The sequence below is a fragment of the Oscillospiraceae bacterium NTUH-002-81 genome, from assembly GCA_032620915.1.
GTDB lineage: Bacteria > Bacillota > Clostridia > Lachnospirales > Lachnospiraceae > JAGTTR01.
Genome location: CP136052.1, coordinates 3,286,952 through 3,310,460 on the forward strand (window position 1 = coordinate 3,286,952; position 23,509 = coordinate 3,310,460).

A 23,509-nucleotide genomic window follows, 5' to 3' on the forward strand; every position below is an offset into this window, starting at 1 on the left:
CCGCTGAAGCACTTCTTTAAAAATAATTCTTCTTCGTCCGCACTTCCACATATTTATTCTGTTTGCCTGTCACATAAATAAAAATGTGCTTCGCCGAAATATAACAGTTACCGGACAAATCCATATAACCATATTTTTTCTCACGCAAAGCTTCGGCGGAACTTTCAGAAATATAGGGTGCCATCAGTATATAAAACGAATCATCCGCATATTGCGATGCCATGAGCATAAAGGCATTCACAAAACGCCTTTCGCCTCTCGCCTCTACTTCGATGCAGAATTTCATCGTTTCTTCACTGTCTGTGAAATGAAGAATCGCACAAAAATCCCCAAATCCCCTTTGCAGCCCTGTAGGAACAATTTCGATATCTGAAATCATAGGCACCTCTTTCACAACCTGACAAAACTGTTCCTTTGCAATCTGCACATATTGTTTCTCTGTATAATTTATTTTCACTGTATTCACCCATTTCACCGATTCGGTGAAATCATTACATTCGATGAATCACCACTTTGTCAACGTCTTTCCTTCGACAAAGCATTCTCTAACTTCATTTACCCCATCCCCAGCATTTTTCCCAGCCAGTACAAAAGCCCCGCTACCCAGCTGGTGAACACGCCGTACAGGATCACCGGCCCGGCGATGGTGAAAATCTTGCAGCCGATGCCGAACACCTGCCCTTCCTTCTGGAACTCGATGGCCGGGGCTGCCACGGAATTGGCAAACCCGGTGATGGGCACCAGCGCTCCGGCGCCGCCGAACTTGGCAATGGACGGGTAGAGATTGAACCCCGTTAAAATGATGCTCATGAGCACCAGCACAATGGATGTCCATGTCCCGGCGCTTTTTTCATCCAACCCCAAGGATTGAACGTAGCTCAAAATTCCCTGACCAATGGCACAGATGGCCCCGCCCACGAGAAATGCCCGCACCATGTTCATCCACAGGCTATGGGTGGGTGTCACCTCTTTCACATAGTCCGCATACTGCTGCTTCTCTGTCTCGTTTAACTGCTGCTTGTTGTTTTTCATAGGATCTCCTTTCCCCAGGTCCTTGTGATCGCCCGTCTTTTCCTGTTTTTACCAGCGCATGTAAAAATGAAGGATCCCCCCGATGCTTCTTCCCAGTGCCATGAGCACCACCAGGATCCCCAGTCCTCCTTTCAGCCCCAGCCGTCTGGAAAATATGGGGATCGTGTCCACGATCTCCGCCAGCGCCATGGCCCAGGCCCCCACATAGATACCGCCCACCAGCCCAAAGAGCAGCAGCCCTGCCGCCCCGCAGTACAGCGGAATCTGAAACACATTCACGATATTTCCCACAATTCCGCCCCACACGATGCAGCTCTCATACAGCATCATGTGATGGGCGGTGTGGGTAAAGCCAGCGAACCGGGGCACGATTTTCAGGCCCACGATCAGGGCAAAGATGCCGCCCGCCACCACTGTCCCGGCACTGAATCCGCTAATCGCCAGCAGAATCGTCCATCCCATGGCCCGCTCCTTTCCCCTTTCGGCTGTTTTCCTGGATGATCGCCGTGTTGACGTCCTGCTCGTACTGCTTCATCTGCACCTCCAGCGGCGTCGGATCCATAGTGATCTTTTTTCCTGCAAAATGGTTGAAAAACAGGATGATGCCCACGGAAAGGCCGAGAGAATACGAGATTTCCAGGATCGTGTACCCGTCGGACACCGCTCCTGTACACTGTTCATAAACCTGGGCAAACAGCTCCGTCACGTTGATATCGTTGTTGAACGCCATGATGGAAAAAGCGGAACCGAAAAAGATAACCGCACTGATCAGTACGGTTTTCACAAAATCCCACACCGGATGTTCCTTTCCCTGTTCCACATAGGTCACGATAAAGTCTGTCTCACCCAGATTATTTACTTCCATGTTCGGATAAAGTGCCTGCACCTTTTCGATGATATCCACAACCGTCATCGTTTTGCGGAACTTTTTCCCCGAAGGAATGCGAAACAGTTTGATGGTTTTCAGGCGGTTCAGCGCATGTTCGTCCGTGCAGGCCATTTTCGCCACGTCTGACAGCCGGACATCCCTGGTGGAAACCTCCGTATTCTGCTCCAGGAGAAGGTACAGGGTGGTGCCGGCGCTCATCCCAGGCCCCCTGTGCAGACAATGACCGGAAATACCATCATCCCCGGCTGCTCACAGTCATTGCTTACATAGGCTTCCACACAGACAACAGCTGTCCCACGTCCCGGCAGTCGCAGATTCTGCAGCTCCTGTTTCAACGGATGCCGTTGATCTTCTGTCTGCTCCACTAATGTCGCCTCCGTCTGTCCGGTATCCCCGGCCTTCTCCTTGATATAGAGAAGCATCCCCACCACCAGCAACACCAGAAGCATGCTCAGCAGCAGATTCTTCCATCTCGTTTTTCCCATTTGCATTCCTTCTTTCTTTCGTCCATCCCTCCTTTCCTATTTTCTCTACATTTTCTTATACTATACGCGCATATTACTCTTTTTCTCGATTTCTTATGTTCGATTGCCTGATTCCGTTCGGTCTATCCCTGTCTCGTCTGGTCAGCATTATTCCATTCTCCCGGATTTGTCCCACTTGTCAGATCATCACTTTCATTTCTCCCGGTCTGTCCGCGATTCAGGATTCACGCCCTTTCTTCATTTCCGTTACTTCTCCGTCCTCACCTGACGCCGGCACGCATCCGCCAGCATGGGCAGCAGCTTGGCCAGATCAAAGGGCTTGGCCAGATGTCCGTTCATTCCGGCGTTCATGCAGCTGGCGACATCCTGCTGAAAAGCATTGGCCGTCATGGCAATGATGGGAATGGTCACCGCATCCCGCCGGGTCATATGCCGGATCGTCTCTGTGGCCTGAACGCCGTCCATCACCGGCATCTGCATGTCCATGAGAATGGCATTGTACGTGCCCTCCGGCGCATGCTGAAACCGCTCCACACAGGCAGCGCCGTTTTCCGCCCGGTCGCAGGAAATCCCCTGCATCGCCAGCAGTTCCGAAGCCACCTCATAATTCAGGTCGTTATCCTCCGCCACCAGAAGATGCATTCCCTTGCAAATCTCCGCCACATCTTCCTCCTGCCCCGCACGAGCAGGCGCCTCCGCTGCGTCCACATAAGGGAAGGTGAAGGACAGCATGAACTTCGTCCCCTGCTCCGGCGCACTCTCCACCTGCACCTGTCCGCCCAGAAGATCTGTCAGCTCCTTTACCACGGAAAGGCCCAGGCCGCTTCCCCGCACCTGATTGACCCGGGTATCCACTGCCCGGCTGAATTTGGCGTACATCACATCCATATATTCTCTGGACATGCCGATGCCACTGTCCTGTACCCGGGACACCAGACGGATGCGGTTCGTCTCCGGCAGCATTTCCTCATACATTTCCAGTGTCACAGTGCCGCCGTCCGACGTGTATTTCACCGCATTGGACAGCAGATTCATATAGATCTGCCGCAGCAGCACCGGGTCTGCCACGATCCGGTCATACCAGATATCGTGCAAACATTTCTCAAAGCGCAGGCTTCTGCCGATGCAGATCCCGTCCACCAGCAGACATAACTCCGCGAAAAACGAGGTGAGCTGCATTTCCTGGTGGGCAGCCTTCATCTGTCCGCTCTCGATGTGGGTCAGATCCAGAATATTATCCGCCAGCTCCCGCAGATAATGACTGGAAATTTCGATCTTCTGGAGACATTCTTCCACTTTTTGAACATTGTTCAGACTTGCTTTTGCAATGGTGGTAAATCCCTGAATGGCGTTCATGGGTGTACGGATATCATGGGCCATCCGGGAAAGGAATTCCGTCTTGGCCATGTTCGCCCGGTTGGCTTCCTCCGCAATGGCGATCCAGCTCTGCTCCCGCCGCTTGGTGTCACTGATCACCCGGGTGACATAGAGCACATGGGTGACTTCTCCGGCGGCATTCCTGTTTTTCACGATAAACCGGGCCAGATGCCAGTCCCCGTCCTGGGTCAGATACTCCATTCCCACCGTATCCTCTTCCCCCAGCCGTCCTGCCAGCGTGGACAGATCCAGAAACTGCCGCACATTTTCCCGGTAACCGGACGCCACGAAGGCGTCACAGATCTCCTGCATCCGCGCAGATGCCCTGCCGTGTTTTCCGGTGAGACGGTGCAGCTCATCCTGACTGGAAATCTCATCATAGTAATCTTTTTCCAGATCAATCCGGAAAATCAGCACGTAAATCTTGCTGATGGCAGAAATGATCTCATTGTTCAGTGTCACTTCCTCCCGGGCCTTTTCCAGATCCCGGCGATTCTGCTGCAGAGCATCCCTGTTCTGCTTCAGCTGTCTCGCCACGCGGAAGTTCTCCCAGGCATTGCCCACATAACCGCCCACCACAGCCAGCAGATTAAGAAAATACCGGGATTTTGCAACCCGGGGATTGTCCACACCAATGAATCCCATCAGCTTGCCCCGATACCAGATGGGGAAAGAAATCTCTGAATAAATATCCTGCGCTTTCAAGATGTCATATTCCAGCGGCATGCTCTCCTTCACGGTTTCCAGATCGTCTATGATAATACTTTCTCCCCGCAGAAAAATCCGGTACCAGACGGGCATATCATCCGCTGTCAACGCCTGCAGATTATCGATCTGTGGAGTCACCCCTTCTGAACACCATTCATAAATGTTCGTAAAGATCCGTTCCTCTTCCATCATCTCGAAAATATATGTCCGCTCCGCCTGGGTATATTCTCCAATGGCCTGCAGGAGGGTATTCACCGCCAGATCCACCTCGGCGCTGTTCCTCGCCCGGTCAATGGCCACCAGCTGTGCAAATACCACTTCCAGCTCTCTCTGCTGCTCGTTTCCTTCGTTTTCTCTCTTACACATCGTAGATTCCTCTGTTCCCCGACGGGTTCCTTCTCCTGTCCGTTCCCTTCCGGGGTTCATTCGTCCTTCATTTGTTTCCTCTTTCTACTCATTTTACCTGATTTCGACATATTTGCATAGCCATTTTTACTCCCGCAGTGCCTGCGAACGCATCCGCTTCAAAATCCGTTTCTCCATCCGGGACACCTGCACCTGGGAAATGCCAAGCCGGGCCGCAATGTCTGCCTGGGTGCGCTCTTCAAAATACCGCAGCTGGATGAGCTGCCGTTCCTGGCCATCCAGATCCTCCAGCAGTTCCTCCAGCAGCAGGCGGTTCAGCACCTCCTCATGGGCATCCCGCTTCTCCTCCAGCCGGTCGATGAGGGTAATGGAGGCCCCGTCCCCCTGGTACACCGTCTTGTAAATGGATTCCACCTCTCCCGAAGAATCCAGCGCCAGCATAATATCCTCCGGCGAAAGCCCGGTTTCCGCCGACAGCTCCCCCACCGTCGGCTCCCGGTTCAGTGTCGCCTGCAGCCGCTGCCGCACGCTCTGCACCTTCCCCGCATGTTCCCGGATCGTCCGGCTTACCTTCAGCATGCCGTCATCCCGCAGAAACCGGCGGATTTCCCCGGCGATCATGGGCACCGCGTAGGTGGAAAATTTTACCTCGTAGCCGGTATCGAATTTGTCGATGGCTTTCATCAGGCCAATGCTGCCGATCTGGAACAGATCCTCCGCCTCGCAGCCCCGGTTCAGGAACCGCCGGACGATGCTCCACACCAGACCGATGTTGTTGGCCACCAGCTGATCTCTTGCTTCTTTATCTCCTTTGTGTGCCTGTTCAATCAGTACGGTTACAGCTTCCATCGCATGCTTTCCCGCTCTCTGCCCGGTCACTGCCTATTTTCTTTCTCATTCGTACCGATGTGCCCCGCCCCTGCCCGGACACCACATGCAGCTCGTCCATAAAGGCTTCCATAAAGGAAAAGCCCATGCCGGAGCGATCCAGCTGCGGTTTTGTCGTATACATGGGTTCCATGGCTTTCTCAATATCCGGGATGCCCACGCCGTCATCCTCCACCGTCACCGTCAGCCAGGCGCCGTCCAGCGCCGCTGTCAGCCGGATCGTATGTATCTCATTCTCATAGCCGTGAATGATACAGTTGGTCACCGCCTCCGACACAGCAGTCTTCACATCCTCCAGCTCCTCCACCGTGGGATTGCATTTCAGCATAAATGCCGCCACCACCATGCGGGCAAATTTTTCATTTTCTGACCGGCTCTCGAATTCCAGCCGCATCTGTTCCCCCTGCATTTCCAGTCCCTCCATTTTCATCATTCTCCCTCCCTGCTTTCCATCAGCCGGTACACGCCCGCCATGCGCAGCATCCGCTCCATCCGGGGATTCACGTGCTCCACCGCCATCGTTCCGCCCAGGAAATGGATGTTCTTGTATCGCCCCATGATGACGCCGATGCCGGAGCTGTCCATAAACTCCGTATCCTGAAAATCAAACACCAGCCGCAGGATCATAAACCGTTCCAGCATCCGGTCCGCCTGTCTGCGCACGGCCTCCGCGTTGTGGTGATCCAGCTCCCGGGGCAGCCGGACATACAGGATCGTCCGATCCACCGTGCAGCTGCCTGCGTCTATATCCGTCTGTGCCGTTTCCTTTTTTCCTTCCATATAGGATTCCCCCTTTTCTATTTTTTTATTCCTGTCCCGCCGTGAAATTGTTCAAACATGGCTGAACTGTTTACAAAAAAAGACCGCCCCCGGGTATTTCTACCCGAAGACAGCCTCTTCCTGGAGGTTTCTCCTCTGTATCTTCATATCATTTTCTCTTCTGTTTCTTACCGCTGCCCATTTATCCACAGGAATCAGCCAGCGCATCCCTTACTGTGCCTGGATCTCCTCCAGATACCGCTGGGAATCCGTTGCGTTCTTTGTTCCGCTGTAATTGTCAATGACCTTCTGGTACATCTGGGCCGCCGTGTCCGTGTCACCGCTCCTGTGCAACGCACGGGCATACAGATACAGGGCGCCGCCATTGTCATACGTGTCATCTACATCTATGATCTGTTTCAGGCTGTCCACCGCTGCCGCGTAATCGCCGCTGTCATAGGATGACTTGCCGCTGGCATACAGCTCCTTGAAGGCCTCCGTATCCACCGCAGCGGAAATGCTGTTATACAGCGCTTTTCCCTTATCAGACAGTACCGTGGCATTGATCTCTGAGAGCACCTCGCGGGCCTCCACATTCTTGCCCTCCTCCGACAGGCTCTGGGCATCCAGCAGCTTATCGTACATATCCACACCGGCATTCTGGTCTTCCGCGCTCTGCCTGGCTTCATCCAGCTGCTTCTGTGCCTCGTCCAGCTGCTTCTGCAACTGCTCCGCCTGAGCCGTCTTGGCCGAAATCTGATCTCCCATATCCACCGTTGTCTTGTTCAGTTCACTGCGGATGTTCTGGGTACGGGCCGGAATGACCAGGAACCACATGAGCGCCACTCCCACTGCCAGACCAATGAAAATATTGATCACCGTGTAGAAAGCAGAATGCTCCCGGTAACTGTCTGTGGGCTGGATGATCAGCTCGTTGCCGCTCTGGTATGTGAGATTGTCGGAACGCTTCTTGCCGCCGCCCGGGCGGTTCTTCTCAATGGAGATGATCTCCTTCATGTAGTTCAGCGTCCGCGTATTGTTCGTATCCAGCAGCTGCGCCCGGCGCAGTGCCTTCTTCGCCTTGCCGTACTCTTCCCCCTTCATGTACAGAAGGGCCATGAGCTGATGGCCTTTCACCAGCTTGGGGCTCATGGAAAGTACCTTTTTCAGCTGTATGATCGCCAGATCCTCGCTGCCCTGCTGACAGTACAGCAGCGCCTGGTTAAACTTCTTGATCGTCTGATCCACCAGATCCAGCTTCGTATTGTTCGTCTGCACCTCGTTCAGGTACGAGTTCGCGATGTTCTTCTTCGGCTGATAGTTGGTGCTGATGACCCACTGGGCCAGCGCCTGCACCGTCTCCCCGGTCTCATAGTAAATGAGTCCCAGAAGGTTCCGGGCATCGATATTCTTCTTGTTGAGCTTCAGGCTCTGCCGCAGACAGTCTGCCGCACCGGTCATATCCCTTACTCTCGCCTTATAAAGACCCGCATTATAGTAACTGTTGGAAAGGTGCAGGATTCTTTTGTATAATCGCAAGTCCGTCCCGCAGTTCATGCACACGGCATCTTCTTCTGCGATGGGCTCGTTGCACATCAAACATCTCATGTTCCTGTCCCCTTATCCTATCTGCTGCGAATGCCCATCTGTGACAAAATGTCTCTGAGCACATCAGTCAGATCTGTCAGATCCTCCTGTGCGATGGCATCTGCCATATCCTCGACCTCGAGGCTCGGCTGAAACTTCTTCAGTTCTTCTTCGTAATTAATCATAGCCCTTCCTCCTTCTGCCTGCCGTCCTGCAATGCCAGGCGTCTGATCTCGCCTGCCAGATACAGCGATCCGGCACAGAACAGCATTCCGTCGCCCTGTTTTGCCCGGGCAAGCCGAAATGCTTCCTCCACATCTTCACAGTACAGCACTTCCCGGTCTGTATACCACCCAAACACGGACGCCAGATCCTTCGCTGCCACGGCGCGGGCCCCGCCCACACGCGTCACAATCGCTGTACGAAATTGTATTCTCTCACATATGGTCTGAATCATATGTGTATAATTCTTCTCTTTTACAGCGGAAAATAACAGGGTGATGGCCCTGTCTTTCTGAAATTTCTCTGCTGTATTCGTAAATGCGGCAATGCCTGCCTCATTGTGTCCGCCGTCGATGAACACATCAGGAAGAATCTCTTCCATCCGTCCCGGCCACCGTGTCTTACGGATGCCTTCCAGCATGGCCTGTCTGTCCATCTCCATGTTCTCTGTCCGGTACAGCACTTCTGCCGCCATCACAGCCAGCGAAGCATTGAACGCCTGATATCCGGCCAGACTGCTCACCGTGATATCATTGTATAAATAATAACCAGTATCCAGCGAAAAATCAATGACTTTATCGCTATTCATAAAAATTTCATACATGCCGGCCATCAATGGAAATACCGGCGCGTGATGCTCCCGGGCCACTTCTTTTATGACCTGCAGCGCCTCTTCACACTGCCCGTCACAGATCACCGGCACGCCCTCCTTGATGATCCCCGCCTTCTCCCGGGCGATCTTTCCAATGGTGTCCCCCAGGATCTCCGTGTGATCCAGGCTGATGGAGGTAATGACCGTCAGATGCGGATGCTCCACCACATTGGTGGCATCCAGCCGCCCGCCAAGGCCTGTCTCCAGAATGCCGTAATCCACCTTTTCTTCTGCAAAAAGCACTGCCGCCATGGCAAACAGCCATTCAAAAAAGGTGGGATGACAAAAGTCCGGTTCCGCCCGCAGCAGCTCTTCCACAGCTTCCTTTACTTTCACAAAACAGCTGGCAAACCGTTCCCGTCTCACATCCTGTCCCTGGATGCGGAACCGCTCCGTCATTTCTATGAGATGCGGCGACGTAAAAAGGCCGGTGCGCTTCCCCTGGGCCCGCAGGATGCCGTCCAGAAAAGCGCAAACGGAACCTTTGCCGTTGGTGCCCGCCACATGGATCACCGCAAACTGCTCCTGGGGATTGCCCAGATGGGCAAGAAGCAGCCGGAGATTCTCCGGCCGGTTCTTGCTTGTAAATTTTGGTACCTGCAGCAGATACGCTGCCGCCTCTGTATATTCCATACAACTCTTTCTTTCTGTTACTGCATTTCCCAGGCTTTGGACTGCGCCAGCACCAGACCGTTCTTGTCCACCTGCTTCACCACCAGGACGTCTCCTTTTTTCAGTTTCATGTCCCGCAGGATCAGCGCATTTTCATTATAAAGCTGCGTTTCCTGTTCCTTGTCGTTCACATACAGCTTGCTGTATTGGGTAAAGTTCCTTCCAAAAATGTACGTATAATTTCTGGAAGTGCTCTGCACACTGGTGATCCGCACATCCTCCACGCCGATCTTCAGATCCGTAGGCACATAGGGATTCTCCCCGCCGAAAGCATACTGCTTGCCATAAAGCATATCATACTGGAGCATTTCCATGTCCTGCATGTAGTATTTTGTGCCCTGGCGCTTCTGATGATACGTCATCATGGTGCCCTCGTGGATGCCCAGACGGTTCGTCACCGCTGCCCCCATCTGGTAGGTGGCCAGATTTTTGTCCGTCTTCTCCAGCCCCATATTGTCCCAGATAAAATACTCTGTGCTGTACAGATGCCCATTCTTCATGTCCCGGGCCTCCAGTCCCATGGTGGGCAGATGATCGCCGTACATGACAAGCACGGTCTCCTCGTCCCGGTGGGACAGGGCAGTGATCAGCTCTTCCACAAACTGATCCATCTCATACAACTGGTTCACATAATATTCCCACTGGTTCCGTTTTTCCTCGGATTCGGCACCGGTGACTTTGATCACCGGATCGGTCAGCACCTGCTCCTCCGGATAAGCGCCGTGGCCCTGGACGGAAATGGTGTAAATATAATCCGGCTCCTCACCGGAATCCAGACACTCCAGAATATACCTTGTGAGAATGCTGTCATCCGCCCAGCCCGTCTCCGTCCGCTGGGTGCAGTACATAGATTCGATGGGCGTAAACGTATCAAAGCCCAGATTGGCAAACACTTCGTTGCGGCCGTAAAATTCCGCCGTGTTATCATGGACGGCATGGGCCCGGTAGCCGATCTTCTTCAGCGCATAAGCCATACTCTCACAGGTTGTCTTCTTCAGTACCGTTTTATACGGGTATTCCCCAGGCCCAAAATAGTGGAGGTTCATGCCCACAATGGTCTCGAACTCGGTGTTGGCCGTCCCGGCGCCCACCACGGGCACCTCAAAGTAACCGGAGGAATACTCCTCCATATACCGGTGAAAATTTGGGATCGGATCCTGAGACAGCCGGATACAGTTCAGAAGCGTCGGATCAAAAAACGTCTCCAGCTGTACAAAGATGATGTTGGGCCGTTTGCCGCCCTCTTCCTCCGTCAGCGTCTCCTGTGCATCCCGCTTCACGATCTTCCGGATGGTTTTCTCCGAATAATCGTGGGGCTGGCTCATCCCGGTATCAAACAAGCTGGTAGTAAAACAGTACGGAAATCCGTAATCCTGATAGGCATACGCCACATTGCTGAAAAATGTCGTCACCACCCGTTTTTCAATGGCAGCATGCGTCACGATGGAAAATCCCCATATCACCAGTGCCGTCACCACCAGCTTCCGGCCAAACCGCTGCTTCTCATCCAGCCGGGGCATCCGCCGGAACAGCACAACAAGCGCAGCCACTGCCAGTACCAGTACCAGGATCATCAGCACCATCTGAAATCCCGTCAGATAGTGGCTGGCCACCTCCAGTGCATCCTTAAAAAGCTTCAGATCCGGCCCCGTCAGCGGTGTCACCCGGTTGGCCAGGATCACCCCATTGGCAATGCCGCCTGCCAGCCAGACAAAAGAAACCAGGATGGCCGCAAAGGCCTTTCGCTTTACCAGATAGACGAGCAGATAACAAATACTGATGAGCAGCGTATTGTACAGGAAGACCAGCGGCCTTCCTGTCAGATACGTCCATGCTTCCACTGTAGAATGCCGGGAAGCCGTCTCAATGATAAAATTGATGACCGCTGCCAGGCAAAAATACCTGATCCACTTCGTATGCTCCCGCACATCCTGCTTTGTCCATGTCTTCGGATTCCATTTTTCCATGTTCCAATCCGGCTTCCAGTTCATTTTCACCATTTTGGTTGTCTTATGTCCTCCTATTTATGAAGCTGCTGCAGACGCTCGTTCACCTGCTCCATCATCTGTGTGTATTTCGCAAGCTTCTCGCGCTCCTCAGCCACCTTCTTCTCCGGTGCCTTGCTCATAAACTTCTCATTGTTCAGCATGCCGTTGACACGGGCAAGCTCTTTTTCCAGACGTTCCTTCTCCTTCTGCAGGCGCTCCAGCTCCTTGTCGATGTCCACCAGATCTGCAAACGGAATGTATACGACTGCATTGTGGATCACAGCGGAAACCGCATCGTCTGCGATACCGGTCTTGTCTTCCTGTATCATGATAGCACTTGCATAGCCCAGAGCTGCGAAGAAAGTCTTACCATTTTCGAAAATTTTTCTTATTTTTTCAGAGTCGGAAACCACATATACGGCAGCCTTTCTGCTGGGCGGCACGTTCATCTGTGTGCGCACGTTACGGATGGCACGAACGGCCTCCTTGATGGTCTCGATGGCATTTTCCTCCTCCGGGAAATCCCAGTCCGGCGTAAATTTCGGCCAGTCGGAGATCATGATGGACTCCTCGTCCTCCTGGATGGTGCAGAAGATTTCCTCTGTGATAAACGGCATGTACGGGTGCAGCAGCTTCAATGCCTGAATGAGCACGGTGCGCAGCGTCCACAGAGCCGCATCTCTCGAGGTATCCTCCTGGTTGTACAGACGGGGTTTCACCATCTCGATGTACCAGTCGCAGAACTCCTCCCAGATGAAATCATAAATCTTCTGTACGGCGATGCCCAGCTCATACTTGTCCATGTTGGAGGTAACTTCCTCTGCCAGGCGGTTGCCCTTGGACAGGATCCACTTGTCCGCATCGGTGAGAGTTGCCAGATCCACCGGCGCCATGTGGGTATCCTTCATGTTCATCATAATAAACCGGGACGCATTCCATACCTTGTTGGCAAAATTCCGGCTTGCCTCCACACGCTCCCAGTAGAAACGCATGTCGTTGCCCGGTGCATTGCCGGTGATCAGCGTCAGACGCAGGGCATCTGCGCCGTATTTGTCAATAACCTCCAGCGGGTCAATACCGTTGCCCAGAGATTTGCTCATCTTCCGTCCCTGGGAGTCACGCACCAGGCCATGGATCAGAACGGTGTGGAACGGTGCTTTTCCGGTGTGTGCGTAGCCGGAGAATACCATACGGATGACCCAGAAGAAAATGATGTCATAGCCGGTTACCAGCACATCTGTGGGATAGAAGTAGTCCAGATCCTCTGTCTTTTCCGGCCATCCCAGCGTGGAGAAAGGCCACAGCGCGGAGCTGAACCAGGTGTCCAGCGTGTCGGGATCCTGGGTAAAATGAGTGCAACCGCACTTGGGGCAAACCTTGGGCATTTCTTTTGCCACCACGGTCTCGCCGCACTGGTCGCAGTAGTATGCCGGGATCCGGTGGCCCCACCAGAGCTGTCTGGAAATACACCAGTCGCGGATATTTTCCAGCCAGTGCAGATAAATTTTGTCAAAACGCTCGGGAACAAATTTCAGCTCGCCGGTTTTCAGCGCATTGATGGCCGGTTTTGCCAGCTCCTCCATGGCAACGAACCACTGCTGTTTTGCCATGGGCTCTACCGTTGTCTTGCAGCGGTCATGGGTACCTACGTTGTGGCTGTGATCCTCTACCTTTACCAGAAGGCCCTGGGCATCCAGGTCAGCCACCATGGCTTTTCTCGCCTCGTAACGATCCATGCCTGCGTACTTGCCGCCCTTTTCGTTGATGGTGGCATCGTCGTTCAGCACGTTGATCAGCTCCAGATTGTGGCGCTTGCCCACCTCAAAGTCGTTGGGGTCATGGGCCGGGGTGATCTTTACCACGCCGGTACCGAACTCTTTGTCTACATAAGAATCGGCGATGATCGGAATCTCCCGGTTCACCAGCGGCAGGATCACCTTCTTGCCGATGAGATGCTGATACCGCTCGTCCTCCGGGTTGACAGCCAGCGCCGTATCACCCAGCAGGGTCTCCGGACGGGTCGTTGCCACAACAACCCCCTCGCCCTCAGCTCCGCCCACCAGCGGATACTTGATGTGCCAGAAATGGCCGGCCTGCTCCACATGCTCCACCTCGGCATCGGAAATGGATGTATGGCACACCGGGCACCAGTTGATGATCCGGTTTCCTTTATAAATGTAACCCTTGTTGTACAGATTCACAAACACTTCCTCTACAGCCTTTGAGCAGCCCTCATCCATGGTAAACCGCTCTCTGTCCCAGTCTGCGGAGGAACCCATCTTCTTTAACTGGCTGACGATCCGTCCGCCGTACTCTTTCTTCCAGTCCCAGGCACGCTCCAGGAACTTCTCCCGGCCCAGATCTTCCTTCTCGATGCCTTCCTTTTTCAGTGCCTCGATGATCTTCACCTCTGTGGCGATGCTGGCGTGGTCTGTGCCCGGCTGCCAGAGTGCATTGAAGCCCTGCATTCTCTTGTAACGGATGAGGATGTCCTGCATGGTATTGTCCAGGGCATGTCCCATGTGCAGCTGGCCGGTGATGTTCGGCGGCGGCATCACGATGGTAAACGGCTTCTTGCTGCGGTCTACCTCCGCGTGAAAATACTTCTTATCCAGCCATTTCTGATACAGACGGCCTTCAATCCCGTTGGGGTCATAGGTTTTTTCCAGATTCTTCTCCATGATCGTTCTCCTTTTTTTAATAAATAAAAGAGCCCCTTACAGACATGCATCTGTAAAGGGCGAATGAAACGCGGTACCACCTTTTTTCCATATCCGGCTGTCAAAACTGCCGCATATGCTCTCACGATCCGGTAACGGGGATCAGGCGGGACTGCCTACTGCTACATTCAGCAATCCAACTCCGAAGCTACCTTCTTTCCGCATTTCTTCAAGAAGCCTCACAGCCACGGACTTCTCTCTCTGGCAAGCATCGACGGAAATACTCCTCTTCTTCCATGTTTTTTTCATATCAGTACCATCTTATCTGCCGGATATTTTTTTGTCAAGAGGGATCCTGCTGTTTTTTCCCGTTCCCGTGAAAAAACTGGTAAACGCTGCGGGCGGCAGCCTCGTTCATGGAATCTACCTCCTGCAAAGCGTCCATATCCGCATCCCGGATGGCCTCCAGCGACTGAAAATGCTTCATCAGCGCCCGCCGTCTGGCAGGTCCGATGCCGGGGATGTCGTCCAGCACGGAATGTACCTGCTCCTTGCTGCGCAGGGATCGATGGTACTCGATGGCAAACCGGTGGGCCTCGTCCTGGATCCGGGTGATCAGGCGGAAGCCCTCGGAATTCCGGTCGATGGGAATCTCCACATTATTATAATACAGGCCGCGGGTACGGTGGTTGTCGTCCTTTACCATACCGCACACAGGGATAGCAAGATTCAGTTCCCGCAGCACCGACAGCGCGATATTCACCTGGCCCCGTCCGCCGTCCATCATGAGCAGATCAGGGAAACGGGTGAAGCTGCCGAACTCTGCGGATATGTTTTTCTTTTCCAGTTCTTTTTCTTCTTCCATGCCATGCGTAAACCGACGCATCAGCACTTCCCGCATGCTGGCATAATCGTCCGGCCCCTGCACGGTGCGGATCTTAAATTTCCGGTAATCGCTGCGCTTAGGTCTGCCCTTCTCGAAAACGACCATGGAGCCCACGGACTCGAAGCCGTTGGTGTTGGAAATATCGAAAGCCTCCATCCGGGTGGCGTTCTGCAATCCCAGCCATCCTGCGATCTCCTTCATGGCTCCAATGGTACGGCCCTCCTCCCGGCGGATCCGTTCCCTGTCCTGGCTGAGTACCATTTCCGCATTCTTGGCAGCCAGTTCCACCAGTTTTTCCTTGGTTCCCTTTTTGGGCACCCGCAGATGTACCTTCTGCCCCCGGCGTCCGGACAGCCACTCTTCCATGACCTCCGCATCCTCCACTTCGCACTGCAGCATGAGTTCCCTGGGGATAAACGGCGTTCCGGCATAAAACTGCTTGATAAAGCTGCCCAGGATGGCGCTCCTGCTCTCACCCTCCACATGGTTCAGATAGAAATGATCCCGGCCGATGAGCCGTCCGTCCCTGACAAAGAACACCTGCACCACGGCATCATGCTCGTCCTTGGCCAGCGCCAGCACGTCCTTGTCCTCACCGTCGCTGTTGGTGATCTTCTGCTTCTGGGCCACTGCCCGGACGCTGGAAAGCAGTTCCCGGTATTCGATGGCCTTCTCAAATTCCAGCGCATCCGACGCATCCTGCATTTTCTTCTCCAGCATTTGCAGCACCGGCTCATAGTTGCCGCTTAAGAAGCTGACCACCTGGTTCACCGACTCCCGGTATTCCTCCTTGCTCACATAGCCCTGACAGGGGGCCTGGCACTGGTGAATATGGTAATTGAGACAGGGCCGGTCCAGGCCGATATCCCGGGGCAGATTCCGGTTACACGTCCGGATCTGGTACAGCTTGTGCAGCAGCTCTATCGTCTCCTTCACCGCCCCTGCACTCGTATACGGCCCGTAATACCGGGATTTGTCCTTCTTCATCCGCCGGGCAAACAGCACCCGGGGATAGGCTTCCTCCACCGTCACTTTAATAAACGGATAACTCTTGTCGTCCTTGAGCATGGTATTGTATTTGGGACGGTGCTCTTTGATCAGGTTGCACTCCAGCACCAGCGCCTCCAGCTCGGAATCCGTGATGATATACTCAAACCGGGCAATCTGGGTCACCATCCGCTCAATCTTGGCGCCCTTGTTCCGGCTGGACTGAAAATACTGCCGCACCCGGTTTTTCAGGCTGATGGCCTTGCCCACGTAAATGATGGCATCCGATGCATCGTGCATAATATAGACGCCCGGTTTCCCGGGCAGTTTTTTTAATTCCTCTTCTATATTGAACATTATTTTTTATCCTTCCTGCATTCCGCGCCATTGTCTGTTCTTACGCATTCATTCCTTTATTTGGTATTTTTTCCAGTCAGATCTTTAACAACCTCGCCCGCAATGATCAGCCCTGCCACCGACGGCACGAAAGCGGTGCTTCCCGGAATGTCACGCCGCTCGGTGCATTTGTGTTTTGCGCCTGGCGGGCAGATACAGTTCGTTCTGCAGCTGATCCCCATGTCCTCCAGCGGCCGGGTGGGCTGTTCTTCGGAATATACCACCTTTAATTTCTTCACGCCCCGTTTTTTCAGCTCCCGGCGCATGACCTTGGCCAGCGGACACACCTTCGTCTTGTAAATATCCGCCACCCGGAAAGCGCTGGCATCCAGCTTATTGCCGGCTCCCATGCTGCTGATGATGGGCACGCCTGCCTCCTGGGCTTTCATCACAAGGGAAATCTTGGCTGTCACGGTATCCACCGCGTCCACCACATAGTCATAGTCCGCAAACGGAAAGGAATCCGCATTTTCCGGCAGGAAAAAGCACTTGTGCACCTGTACCTCCACGTCCGGGTTGATGTCCTTCATCCGCTCCATCATCACATCTGTCTTATATTTTCCAACGGTGCTGCGAGTGGCAATAATCTGCCGGTTCAGATTTGTCAGGCACACTTTGTCGTCGTCAATGAGATCAAAAGCCCCCACGCCGCTGCGCACCAGCGCCTCGCACACATAACCGCCCACACCGCCGATGCCAAACACGGCCACCCGGGAATGGGCCAGCTTCTCCATGGCCTCTTTTCCAAATAATAATTCCGTTCTCGAAAACTGCGTCAACATTTTTTCTGCTCCTTCTATGTGTCAATCATGGATTTTCCTGCTTATTCGATAGGTTTTATTATAGGAAGAAACAGGTGTTCTGTCAACCGATACGACAAAGAGCACCGCAAAATCTCTCTTTCAAGAAAATCCTGCGGTGCCCCGTTTTATCAAATTCGATAGATTTAAAATCAAATGACAGAATTACAGGAAGCTTACAGCCTCCGCCTCTTCGATCTGAATATTCGTCTCGTAGAACTTTTTCAGCCCACGGATGGCATAGTCAATATCTTTCACCCCGGCAGTCTCATAGCAGGAGTGCATGGCCAGCTGGGGCAGGCCGATATCCACGGCGTGGACGCTCACCTGGGTGTTGGAAAGATTGCCCAGGGTGGAACCGCCTGCGCTGTCACTGCGGTTGGCAAAGTTCTGCACTGGCACGTCCGCCTGCTGGCAGAGCGCCGTGAACACGGCCCGGCTGAACGCATCCGTCGTGTATTTCTGGTTGGCGCTCTCCTTGATGACGATGCCCTTGTTCATCCACGCGCAGTTCACCGCATCGGTTTTCTCCGGATGGTTCGGGTGCACCGCATGAGCATTGTCACAGCTCACCAGGAAGGAAGCCGCCACGGCCCGATAATAATCCTCCAGAGATTTCCCCAGGCCCGCATGTATCCGGTGCAGCACATCCTGTAAAAACGTGGACATGGCGCCCTGTTTCGTGTTGGATCCCACTTCCTCATTGTCGAAGCAGCAGTACACATTCACAGTTTTCTCGTTTTCTGCCTGTAAAAATGCCTCCAGGGACACGAAAGCACACTGCAGGTCATCCAGCTTGGGGCTTGAAATAAACTCGTCCCCGTAGCCCCAGATGGTGCCGGGCTGCCGGTTCACCAGGAACAGGTCTTTGCCCAGAATGTCCTCCTTCGCCACGCCCAGCTCAGACGCGATCATCTCGTCAAACGCACCTTTTTCCAGTGCGCCCGCAGAAAACAGCGGACACAGATCCACCTGCCGGTTGTACTTGTATCCGTTGTTGACCTCCCGGTTAAAATGGATGGCCACGTTGGGAATGAGCAGAAGATCCCGGTCGATATAGAGCAGACGGGACACCACCCGGCTGCCGTCTCTCACCAGCACCCGGCCCGCCACGCTCAAAGGCCGGTCAAACCAGGTGTTGTCAATCATGCCGCCATAGGCCTCCACATCCAGCCGCAGGTACTCGCCCGGCCCGTTCAGCTCCGGTACGCTTTTCACCTTATACGTAGGGGAATCACTGTGAGACGCGCACATCTGGAAATGGTAGTTAGACAGCTCCCGGCCAACGCGAAACGCGATGATACTGGAATGGTTGCGGATCGTATAATAGCATCCGCCCTTTGCAAGCTCCCAGCCGGACGCCTCCGGCAGGTATACAAACCCTGCCGCATCCAGCTTTTCTTTGATGGTTTTCACCGAGTGAAACATACTCGGGCTCTTTTCTATAAATGTCAGTAATTCTCTTGCTGTCTTCATCAGGAAGCCTTCCCTTCTCTCTTTTTAATTGCCGGTAAAATCAGGCCCAGCGCTACCAGCACCACCGGTGTGATGACATTGAGCAGCGTGGTATACAGGTCGCCCTGCTTGTACATGCCCAGCAGACAGCAGGCCGCCGTCAGGAAAAAGCACCAGATGCCAAAGCCCAGCGCCACGCCGTTGTTTTTCACAAACTTGTACTCCCGTGAAAACTTCTCGTTGTGTTTTCGCAGCATGATATAGGCAAAAAACACCCACAGATAACGCATGGGCATGGTGACGGAGTTCAGCTGGGTCAGCTGCCGCAGCACCGTATCCGCATTGGGTACCAGCACCTGCGCCAGAATGATGGAGCCGGACAGGATGACCACCATCCAGATGCCGTTCACATACGCGCCGTATTTGTTCTTTTTCAGCAGCTTCGTCGGAATAAACTGACGGGCGTCCTCATTGTCCAGCAGCATCCTAAGCGGTGCGTCGATGCTGACCACCAGCGTGGAAAACTGGCCGATGGCATTGCAGGCCGCATAAATGATCATGAGCAGATTGCCCACGCCATAGTATTCACCCAGCCGCTCAAATGCCCAGTAGGCGCCGTTGGCATTGTAAGAGTCAAAGTTGTCTGCGATCACCGCCGGATCAAACATCATCCCCATGGCAATGGTACCGAAGACCGCACATACGATCACCATCCCTGCCGCAAAAATCATACTTCTTGGGAAGCCTTTGGCCGGATCCTCCACCTGATTGACATACGGAGAAATCTTCTCACAGCCGCCCACTGCAAATACGAGAATGGACAGACTGCCGAAATATTTCCAGTCAAAGACGGGGATCAGGTTCTTCAGGCTGAAATCCACTGACAGAAAACCGCCTCCGGGATTGATCACCGGCGCAGCAAACATGAGCAGGATGTACAGGATACTCATGACAAACATACTCGTGCCCGCAATGGTCGCAAACTTTTTCAGCGGATTTAATCCCCTGCTTGCCACCCAGCAGAAAAACAGCAGTACGCCGAACGTCGCCAGCTGTACCGCCCGGGTGTGAAAGGATGCATACTTCTCCGCATTCTGAAAAATCATCCAGCTCAGCGCCTTTAAGCCGCCGGAGCCCTTGGCTGCAATATACGTCACATGGCAGGCCCAGTACGTCCAGCCCGCATAATAGGCCGCCTTCGCCCCAGTTGTTTCATGGATCCAGGAGCTCACACCGCCGCCTGAATTTTTGAACGCGGATCCCAGTTCACCTACCATCAGCGCATACGGCACAAAGTACAGCGCAAACATGAGGATCCAGGAAAAAATCACCTGTGTTCCGTTGAAGTACATAAAGCCGTTCAGCACATTTCCAAAGCTCCATAATGTGGAAAAGCACATAAACGCAAGCATGTACCACTTGATCTGATTGTTTGAATTACCCATTGAAAATTCTCTCCTTATCAAAATCTCATTCCTTTAGATAACTATAAAACAACGAAGCCCGTTAGCCCTTGTGGTTAGCGGGTTTTCGCTGTTCTGTACTTGTTGCAAAATCCGCTTCGGTCAAATCTCGGTCAAATAATTTTCTAAAGAAATGTTGCACCTTTTCTATTCTCTTTCTTATTCTTGTTCTGATTATATGATTTCCTTATACAAATTCTGTAATTTATCCATTTCCGATTTTGCTTTATCATCTGTGACGTGCGTATACAAATCCAGTGTGATTGCTATGGAATAATGTCCGAGGAATCCTTGTACTACCTTTGCGTCAATCCCGGCTTCAAAACAACGCGTTGCAAAAGTATGACGAAGTGCATGTGGATAAAAATGCGGAATCGGTATAAACACTGTCTTGTTTTTCTCTGCCTGCTTTTTTCGTTCCTTATTGATAGATTTTTCTATCCAGTCTAACGTCACTTGAAAGGTGTGTTCTGTAATCGGTTTTCCGTTCTTTCCAACAAACACAAGATTTTCAAATCCCTCTAATGGTTGCCATTCACTAGCTGACAACTGCATTTCTTTCAACTGAATCCACTGACGTTTTAAAGCCTTATACACACTGTCCTGCATGGGAATCGTCCGTATACTGTTCTTTGTCTTTGGTGTCTGGTACTTGAATACATACTTCTTTGTTTCCTTATCTTTGATATACACCAACGTTTTATTTACAGAAATTTCCCGTTTCCGAAAATCTACATCATCCCATGTAAGCCCAAGCAGTTCTCCGCCACGCATTCCCGTTCCGAGTGCTACCTGTATGAGATTCTCGTGTATTCTCTCCTTTGCGTGTTCCAATACTTCCCGTTGTTCTTTCACAGTCAGTACCCGTATCTGTTTTGTCTTTGTTTTGGGAACTTCCACTCCTGCACATGGGTTGAATGTAAGAATCCTGTTATGCACTGCATATTTGAACATAGCATTGAGAATATTATACACATCCCGTATAGTCTTTGTGCTGTAATCATCATCTGCCATATTCTGAAGCAGACGTTCCAAAATAATCGGATTAAAATCTGCCACACGTTGTTTTCCTATCTGCTTCTTTATGTAACGTCTGTAAAAATCATCATAACGTACTTGTGTACTCTCCTTGATAGTCCGCTTCTTATGGGTATTCAGCCAGATATCAAACCATGTATCCAGAGTGATATTATCGCCCTTTCCTTTCAACCCATGCTTGACTTCATAGCGTAAATCTTCCATTTCTTGAACTAACTTTTTTAAGTCCGCATTATCTTTTGTATACGTTTCTCCTTTGTAATAAAACCGCCCTCTGTAAATTCCGCTTTTTCTCTGCATAATTCCCGGCGGTAATGGATTTCCTTTTAAGTCCTTGCCCAATCTGCACGCTCCTTTCCGTGCAAGGACTATCAGAACTGGTCTGACAGTATTATATGCTTATTTGTGTTTATACTGCAATTACTTCATATTTATTTTTCAGATTATGCCCTTCGTTTTTCTTCAAAAACTGGTCTAAAACCTCAGAGCGTATAAGAATCTTATTTCCAATCCTTATGACCGGAATCTTCTGCCATGTAATCAGCTTTCGCAGATTATTTCTTCCAATTCCCGTATACTCTGACGCTTCATTCACTGTAAGGGCTTTCTTTGTCTGTATCGTTTTCTGTGTATGTTCTGTCAAAGATTCTCCTTTCTTCTTCCCTCAAAAGGAAAGATTTTTTATAGTCCTCATATATGCGTTGTTGTTCTTCGTTCATCTGCCCCCGTTCTATTAGCTGGCGGATATAATCTCTGTTATCCAGTTTTCCGATTTTATCCATTAGCTTTAAAGAGGGCGAAACTGCTACGTTCAGCCACTGCCATGTTCGTTCCAGTGTCTTTTTCTCTGGATTCATGGTCAACTTTATCTTCCCTACATCCTGCATGAGTTCTTCCCACGGGGGATAAGTAGGATAAAGCCGTTTTCTTGTAACCGTGCTGTTTTCCGGCTTCTGTAAAAACCGCACTTTCTCGTTTAATACAGACAACGCAATCCGTGCCACATCCCTGTCTTTCAGAAGTTCTTCTACTAATCTGACCGCTTTTTTGTGCCGGAATCGAAGTTCATATCTGTTCCAGTCCGGGTTGAGTTCTTTTCCGAACTTTTCTGCCTGTTCATATCCCTTTTCATAGAATGTAATCCGAAAATCACTGTGTTTACTGCCGAGATATAGTGTTTTTCCCTGCGCTTCTATTTCATCCTCTTTCAGTCTATCAGAACGATTCTCTGCTGTATCACGCAACTGACTAGATATCAGCCCCTCGTTTTTCAGACGAATCAATTCCGGGATAGACAGATAAGGCTTTGTATCGTCGATTGCCAAGTCTATCCTCGGAAAATTCACCGGGTATCTGCAAACTCTTTCCAGAAAATCAAACCATGTTTCCTTATTCATCATAAGGAAATTTTCATAATTCCTGCACCCCGAACCACTCATAAGAATCTGAAATCCCTCATACTGTGCATTTCCTGTCGGTTTCAGAATCTTGATATTGTCAAATCTTGCTATCAGTTCGTGTCCAGCAATTCCTTTTTCCTTACCATGCAGTTCCATAAAACTCAGTGGAATCCGCAAGATATCTTCTATGATTATGAACACGTCTACACCTTTGACAGTAATCTGACACCAGTCAATCAGTGCTGTCAAATCTTCTTTCTGACGAGTTACCCCCCCCTGTTAGTATAGGGGGTTCTGAAATTTTCATTACCTCTGTTATCATCATCCCTGCCTTTCGTAGTATGCCGTGGCTTTCGCCACGTTCCCGGAACTTCTCTACTCCCTTTGCTCCTTTCACGCTGTACGGAGCAGTCCGCAGAGAATTTCCGGGAACAGTCTCTACACGTTTCCTTTTCCGGTAACAACACGGATACCCTTGCAGGAGATTCTGTCCACCAATACCGGGAAGTTTCCTCTCTGCACATAAGGGGCATATACCGCTTCTTCTAGTTCTACCACTGTGTAAGGCTCTACCTTTGGAAGTTCTGTTGCTTCCAGACGGATATCTACGCTGTTTCCAAGTTTCATGCTTCCGAGGTGAAGTTTCAATGCTTCCACTTCCTCGGTTTTCTTCCGGGTTTCCTTATCATACTTGTAGCAGTAGTCTGCTCCCATGTAACGGAGTTCCCCGAACGCTTCTCTGACCTGTTCTTTTGTCAATGTAATCTGCATGCTACATTTCTCCTTTTTTGAAATCATG

22 protein-coding genes and 1 other annotated feature are annotated in these 23,509 nt (G+C 51.8%); all 22 genes read right to left on the reverse strand.

The window, feature by feature from the left end; all coding sequences use genetic code 11:
• Positions 1-16 precede the first annotated feature (16 nt).
• The 22 genes from RJD28_16305 to RJD28_16410 all read right to left on the reverse strand — a co-directional run bounded on the left by RJD28_16305 (position 17) and on the right by RJD28_16410 (position 23,481).
• Positions 17-379, reverse strand: a complete 363-nt coding sequence (locus RJD28_16305; GenBank protein ID WNV57730.1) for a hypothetical protein — start codon at positions 377-379, stop codon at positions 17-19.
• A 176-nt stretch (positions 380-555) separates the two neighbouring features.
• Positions 556-1,032 (reverse strand): SpoVA/SpoVAEb family sporulation membrane protein, encoded by a 477-nt coding sequence (locus RJD28_16310; GenBank protein WNV57731.1) that lies wholly within the window; start codon positions 1,030-1,032, stop codon positions 556-558.
• A 48-nt stretch (positions 1,033-1,080) separates the two neighbouring features.
• Positions 1,081-1,494: a stage V sporulation protein AB gene (locus RJD28_16315; protein WNV57732.1), complete on the reverse strand. Its 414-nt coding sequence runs from the start codon at positions 1,492-1,494 to the stop codon at positions 1,081-1,083.
• The gene (locus RJD28_16320) at positions 1,466-2,119 is read right to left on the reverse strand and encodes a stage V sporulation protein AA (protein WNV57733.1); all 654 of its coding nucleotides are present in this window, start codon (positions 2,117-2,119) and stop codon (positions 1,466-1,468) included. The genes RJD28_16315 and RJD28_16320 overlap by 29 nt, the downstream gene beginning before the upstream one ends.
• Positions 2,116-2,406, reverse strand: coding sequence for a hypothetical protein (locus RJD28_16325; protein ID WNV57734.1), 291 nt, complete (start codon positions 2,404-2,406; stop codon positions 2,116-2,118). Before RJD28_16325 ends, RJD28_16320 begins: the two co-directional genes overlap by 4 nt.
• 246 nt (positions 2,407-2,652) lie before the next feature.
• Positions 2,653-4,857 carry an ATP-binding protein gene (locus RJD28_16330; protein ID WNV57735.1) on the reverse strand — a complete coding sequence of 735 codons (2,205 nt, stop codon included), beginning with the start codon at positions 4,855-4,857 and terminating at the stop codon, positions 2,653-2,655.
• 126 nt (positions 4,858-4,983) lie between these two features.
• Positions 4,984-5,706 (reverse strand): RNA polymerase sporulation sigma factor SigF, encoded by a 723-nt coding sequence (gene sigF / locus RJD28_16335; GenBank protein ID WNV57736.1) that lies wholly within the window; start codon positions 5,704-5,706, stop codon positions 4,984-4,986.
• Entirely contained in the window at positions 5,681-6,175 is a 495-nt protein-coding gene (gene spoIIAB, locus RJD28_16340; protein WNV59659.1) for an anti-sigma F factor, read from the reverse strand. The genes sigF and spoIIAB overlap by 26 nt, the downstream gene beginning before the upstream one ends.
• A complete protein-coding gene (locus tag RJD28_16345; protein WNV57737.1) occupies positions 6,175-6,525 on the reverse strand; it encodes an anti-sigma factor antagonist in 351 nt (116 codons plus the stop codon). The genes spoIIAB and RJD28_16345 overlap by 1 nt, the downstream gene beginning before the upstream one ends.
• Before the next feature lie 210 nt (positions 6,526-6,735).
• Entirely contained in the window at positions 6,736-8,112 is a 1,377-nt protein-coding gene (locus RJD28_16350; protein WNV57738.1) for a tetratricopeptide repeat protein, read from the reverse strand.
• 17 nt (positions 8,113-8,129) lie between these two features.
• Positions 8,130-8,276: a hypothetical protein gene (locus tag RJD28_16355; protein WNV57739.1), complete on the reverse strand. Its 147-nt coding sequence runs from the start codon at positions 8,274-8,276 to the stop codon at positions 8,130-8,132.
• Complete coding sequence (locus RJD28_16360) at positions 8,273-9,598, reverse strand: folylpolyglutamate synthase/dihydrofolate synthase family protein (GenBank protein ID WNV57740.1); 1,326 nt, start codon at positions 9,596-9,598, stop codon at positions 8,273-8,275. Before RJD28_16360 ends, RJD28_16355 begins: the two co-directional genes overlap by 4 nt.
• 17 nt (positions 9,599-9,615) lie before the next feature.
• Positions 9,616-11,604 carry an LTA synthase family protein gene (locus RJD28_16365; GenBank protein WNV57741.1) on the reverse strand — a complete coding sequence of 663 codons (1,989 nt, stop codon included), beginning with the start codon at positions 11,602-11,604 and terminating at the stop codon, positions 9,616-9,618.
• Positions 11,605-11,657: 53 nt separating this feature from the next.
• Positions 11,658-14,306, reverse strand: coding sequence for a valine--tRNA ligase (locus tag RJD28_16370; protein WNV57742.1), 2,649 nt, complete (start codon positions 14,304-14,306; stop codon positions 11,658-11,660).
• Between the two features lie 52 nt (positions 14,307-14,358).
• Positions 14,359-14,591: a binding site (T-box leader), on the reverse strand.
• A 37-nt stretch (positions 14,592-14,628) separates the two neighbouring features.
• A complete protein-coding gene (gene uvrC / locus RJD28_16375) occupies positions 14,629-16,515 on the reverse strand; it encodes an excinuclease ABC subunit UvrC (protein WNV57743.1) in 1,887 nt (628 codons plus the stop codon).
• Positions 16,516-16,571: 56 nt separating this feature from the next.
• A complete protein-coding gene (locus RJD28_16380) occupies positions 16,572-17,336 on the reverse strand; it encodes a tRNA threonylcarbamoyladenosine dehydratase (GenBank protein ID WNV57744.1) in 765 nt (254 codons plus the stop codon).
• 183 nt (positions 17,337-17,519) lie between these two features.
• A complete protein-coding gene (locus RJD28_16385; GenBank protein WNV57745.1) occupies positions 17,520-18,830 on the reverse strand; it encodes a M18 family aminopeptidase in 1,311 nt (436 codons plus the stop codon).
• Complete coding sequence (locus tag RJD28_16390) at positions 18,830-20,254, reverse strand: amino acid permease (protein WNV57746.1); 1,425 nt, start codon at positions 20,252-20,254, stop codon at positions 18,830-18,832. The genes RJD28_16385 and RJD28_16390 overlap by 1 nt, the downstream gene beginning before the upstream one ends.
• 192 nt (positions 20,255-20,446) lie before the next feature.
• Positions 20,447-21,652, reverse strand: a complete 1,206-nt coding sequence (locus tag RJD28_16395; GenBank protein ID WNV57747.1) for a tyrosine-type recombinase/integrase — start codon at positions 21,650-21,652, stop codon at positions 20,447-20,449.
• 67 nt (positions 21,653-21,719) lie between these two features.
• Positions 21,720-21,929, reverse strand: a complete 210-nt coding sequence (locus tag RJD28_16400; GenBank protein WNV59660.1) for a helix-turn-helix domain-containing protein — start codon at positions 21,927-21,929, stop codon at positions 21,720-21,722.
• Positions 21,898-22,959 (reverse strand): replication initiation factor domain-containing protein, encoded by a 1,062-nt coding sequence (locus RJD28_16405; GenBank protein WNV57748.1) that lies wholly within the window; start codon positions 22,957-22,959, stop codon positions 21,898-21,900. The genes RJD28_16400 and RJD28_16405 overlap by 32 nt, the downstream gene beginning before the upstream one ends.
• 189 nt (positions 22,960-23,148) lie before the next feature.
• Positions 23,149-23,481: a hypothetical protein gene (locus RJD28_16410; GenBank protein WNV57749.1), complete on the reverse strand. Its 333-nt coding sequence runs from the start codon at positions 23,479-23,481 to the stop codon at positions 23,149-23,151.
• Positions 23,482-23,509: the final 28 nt, after the last annotated feature.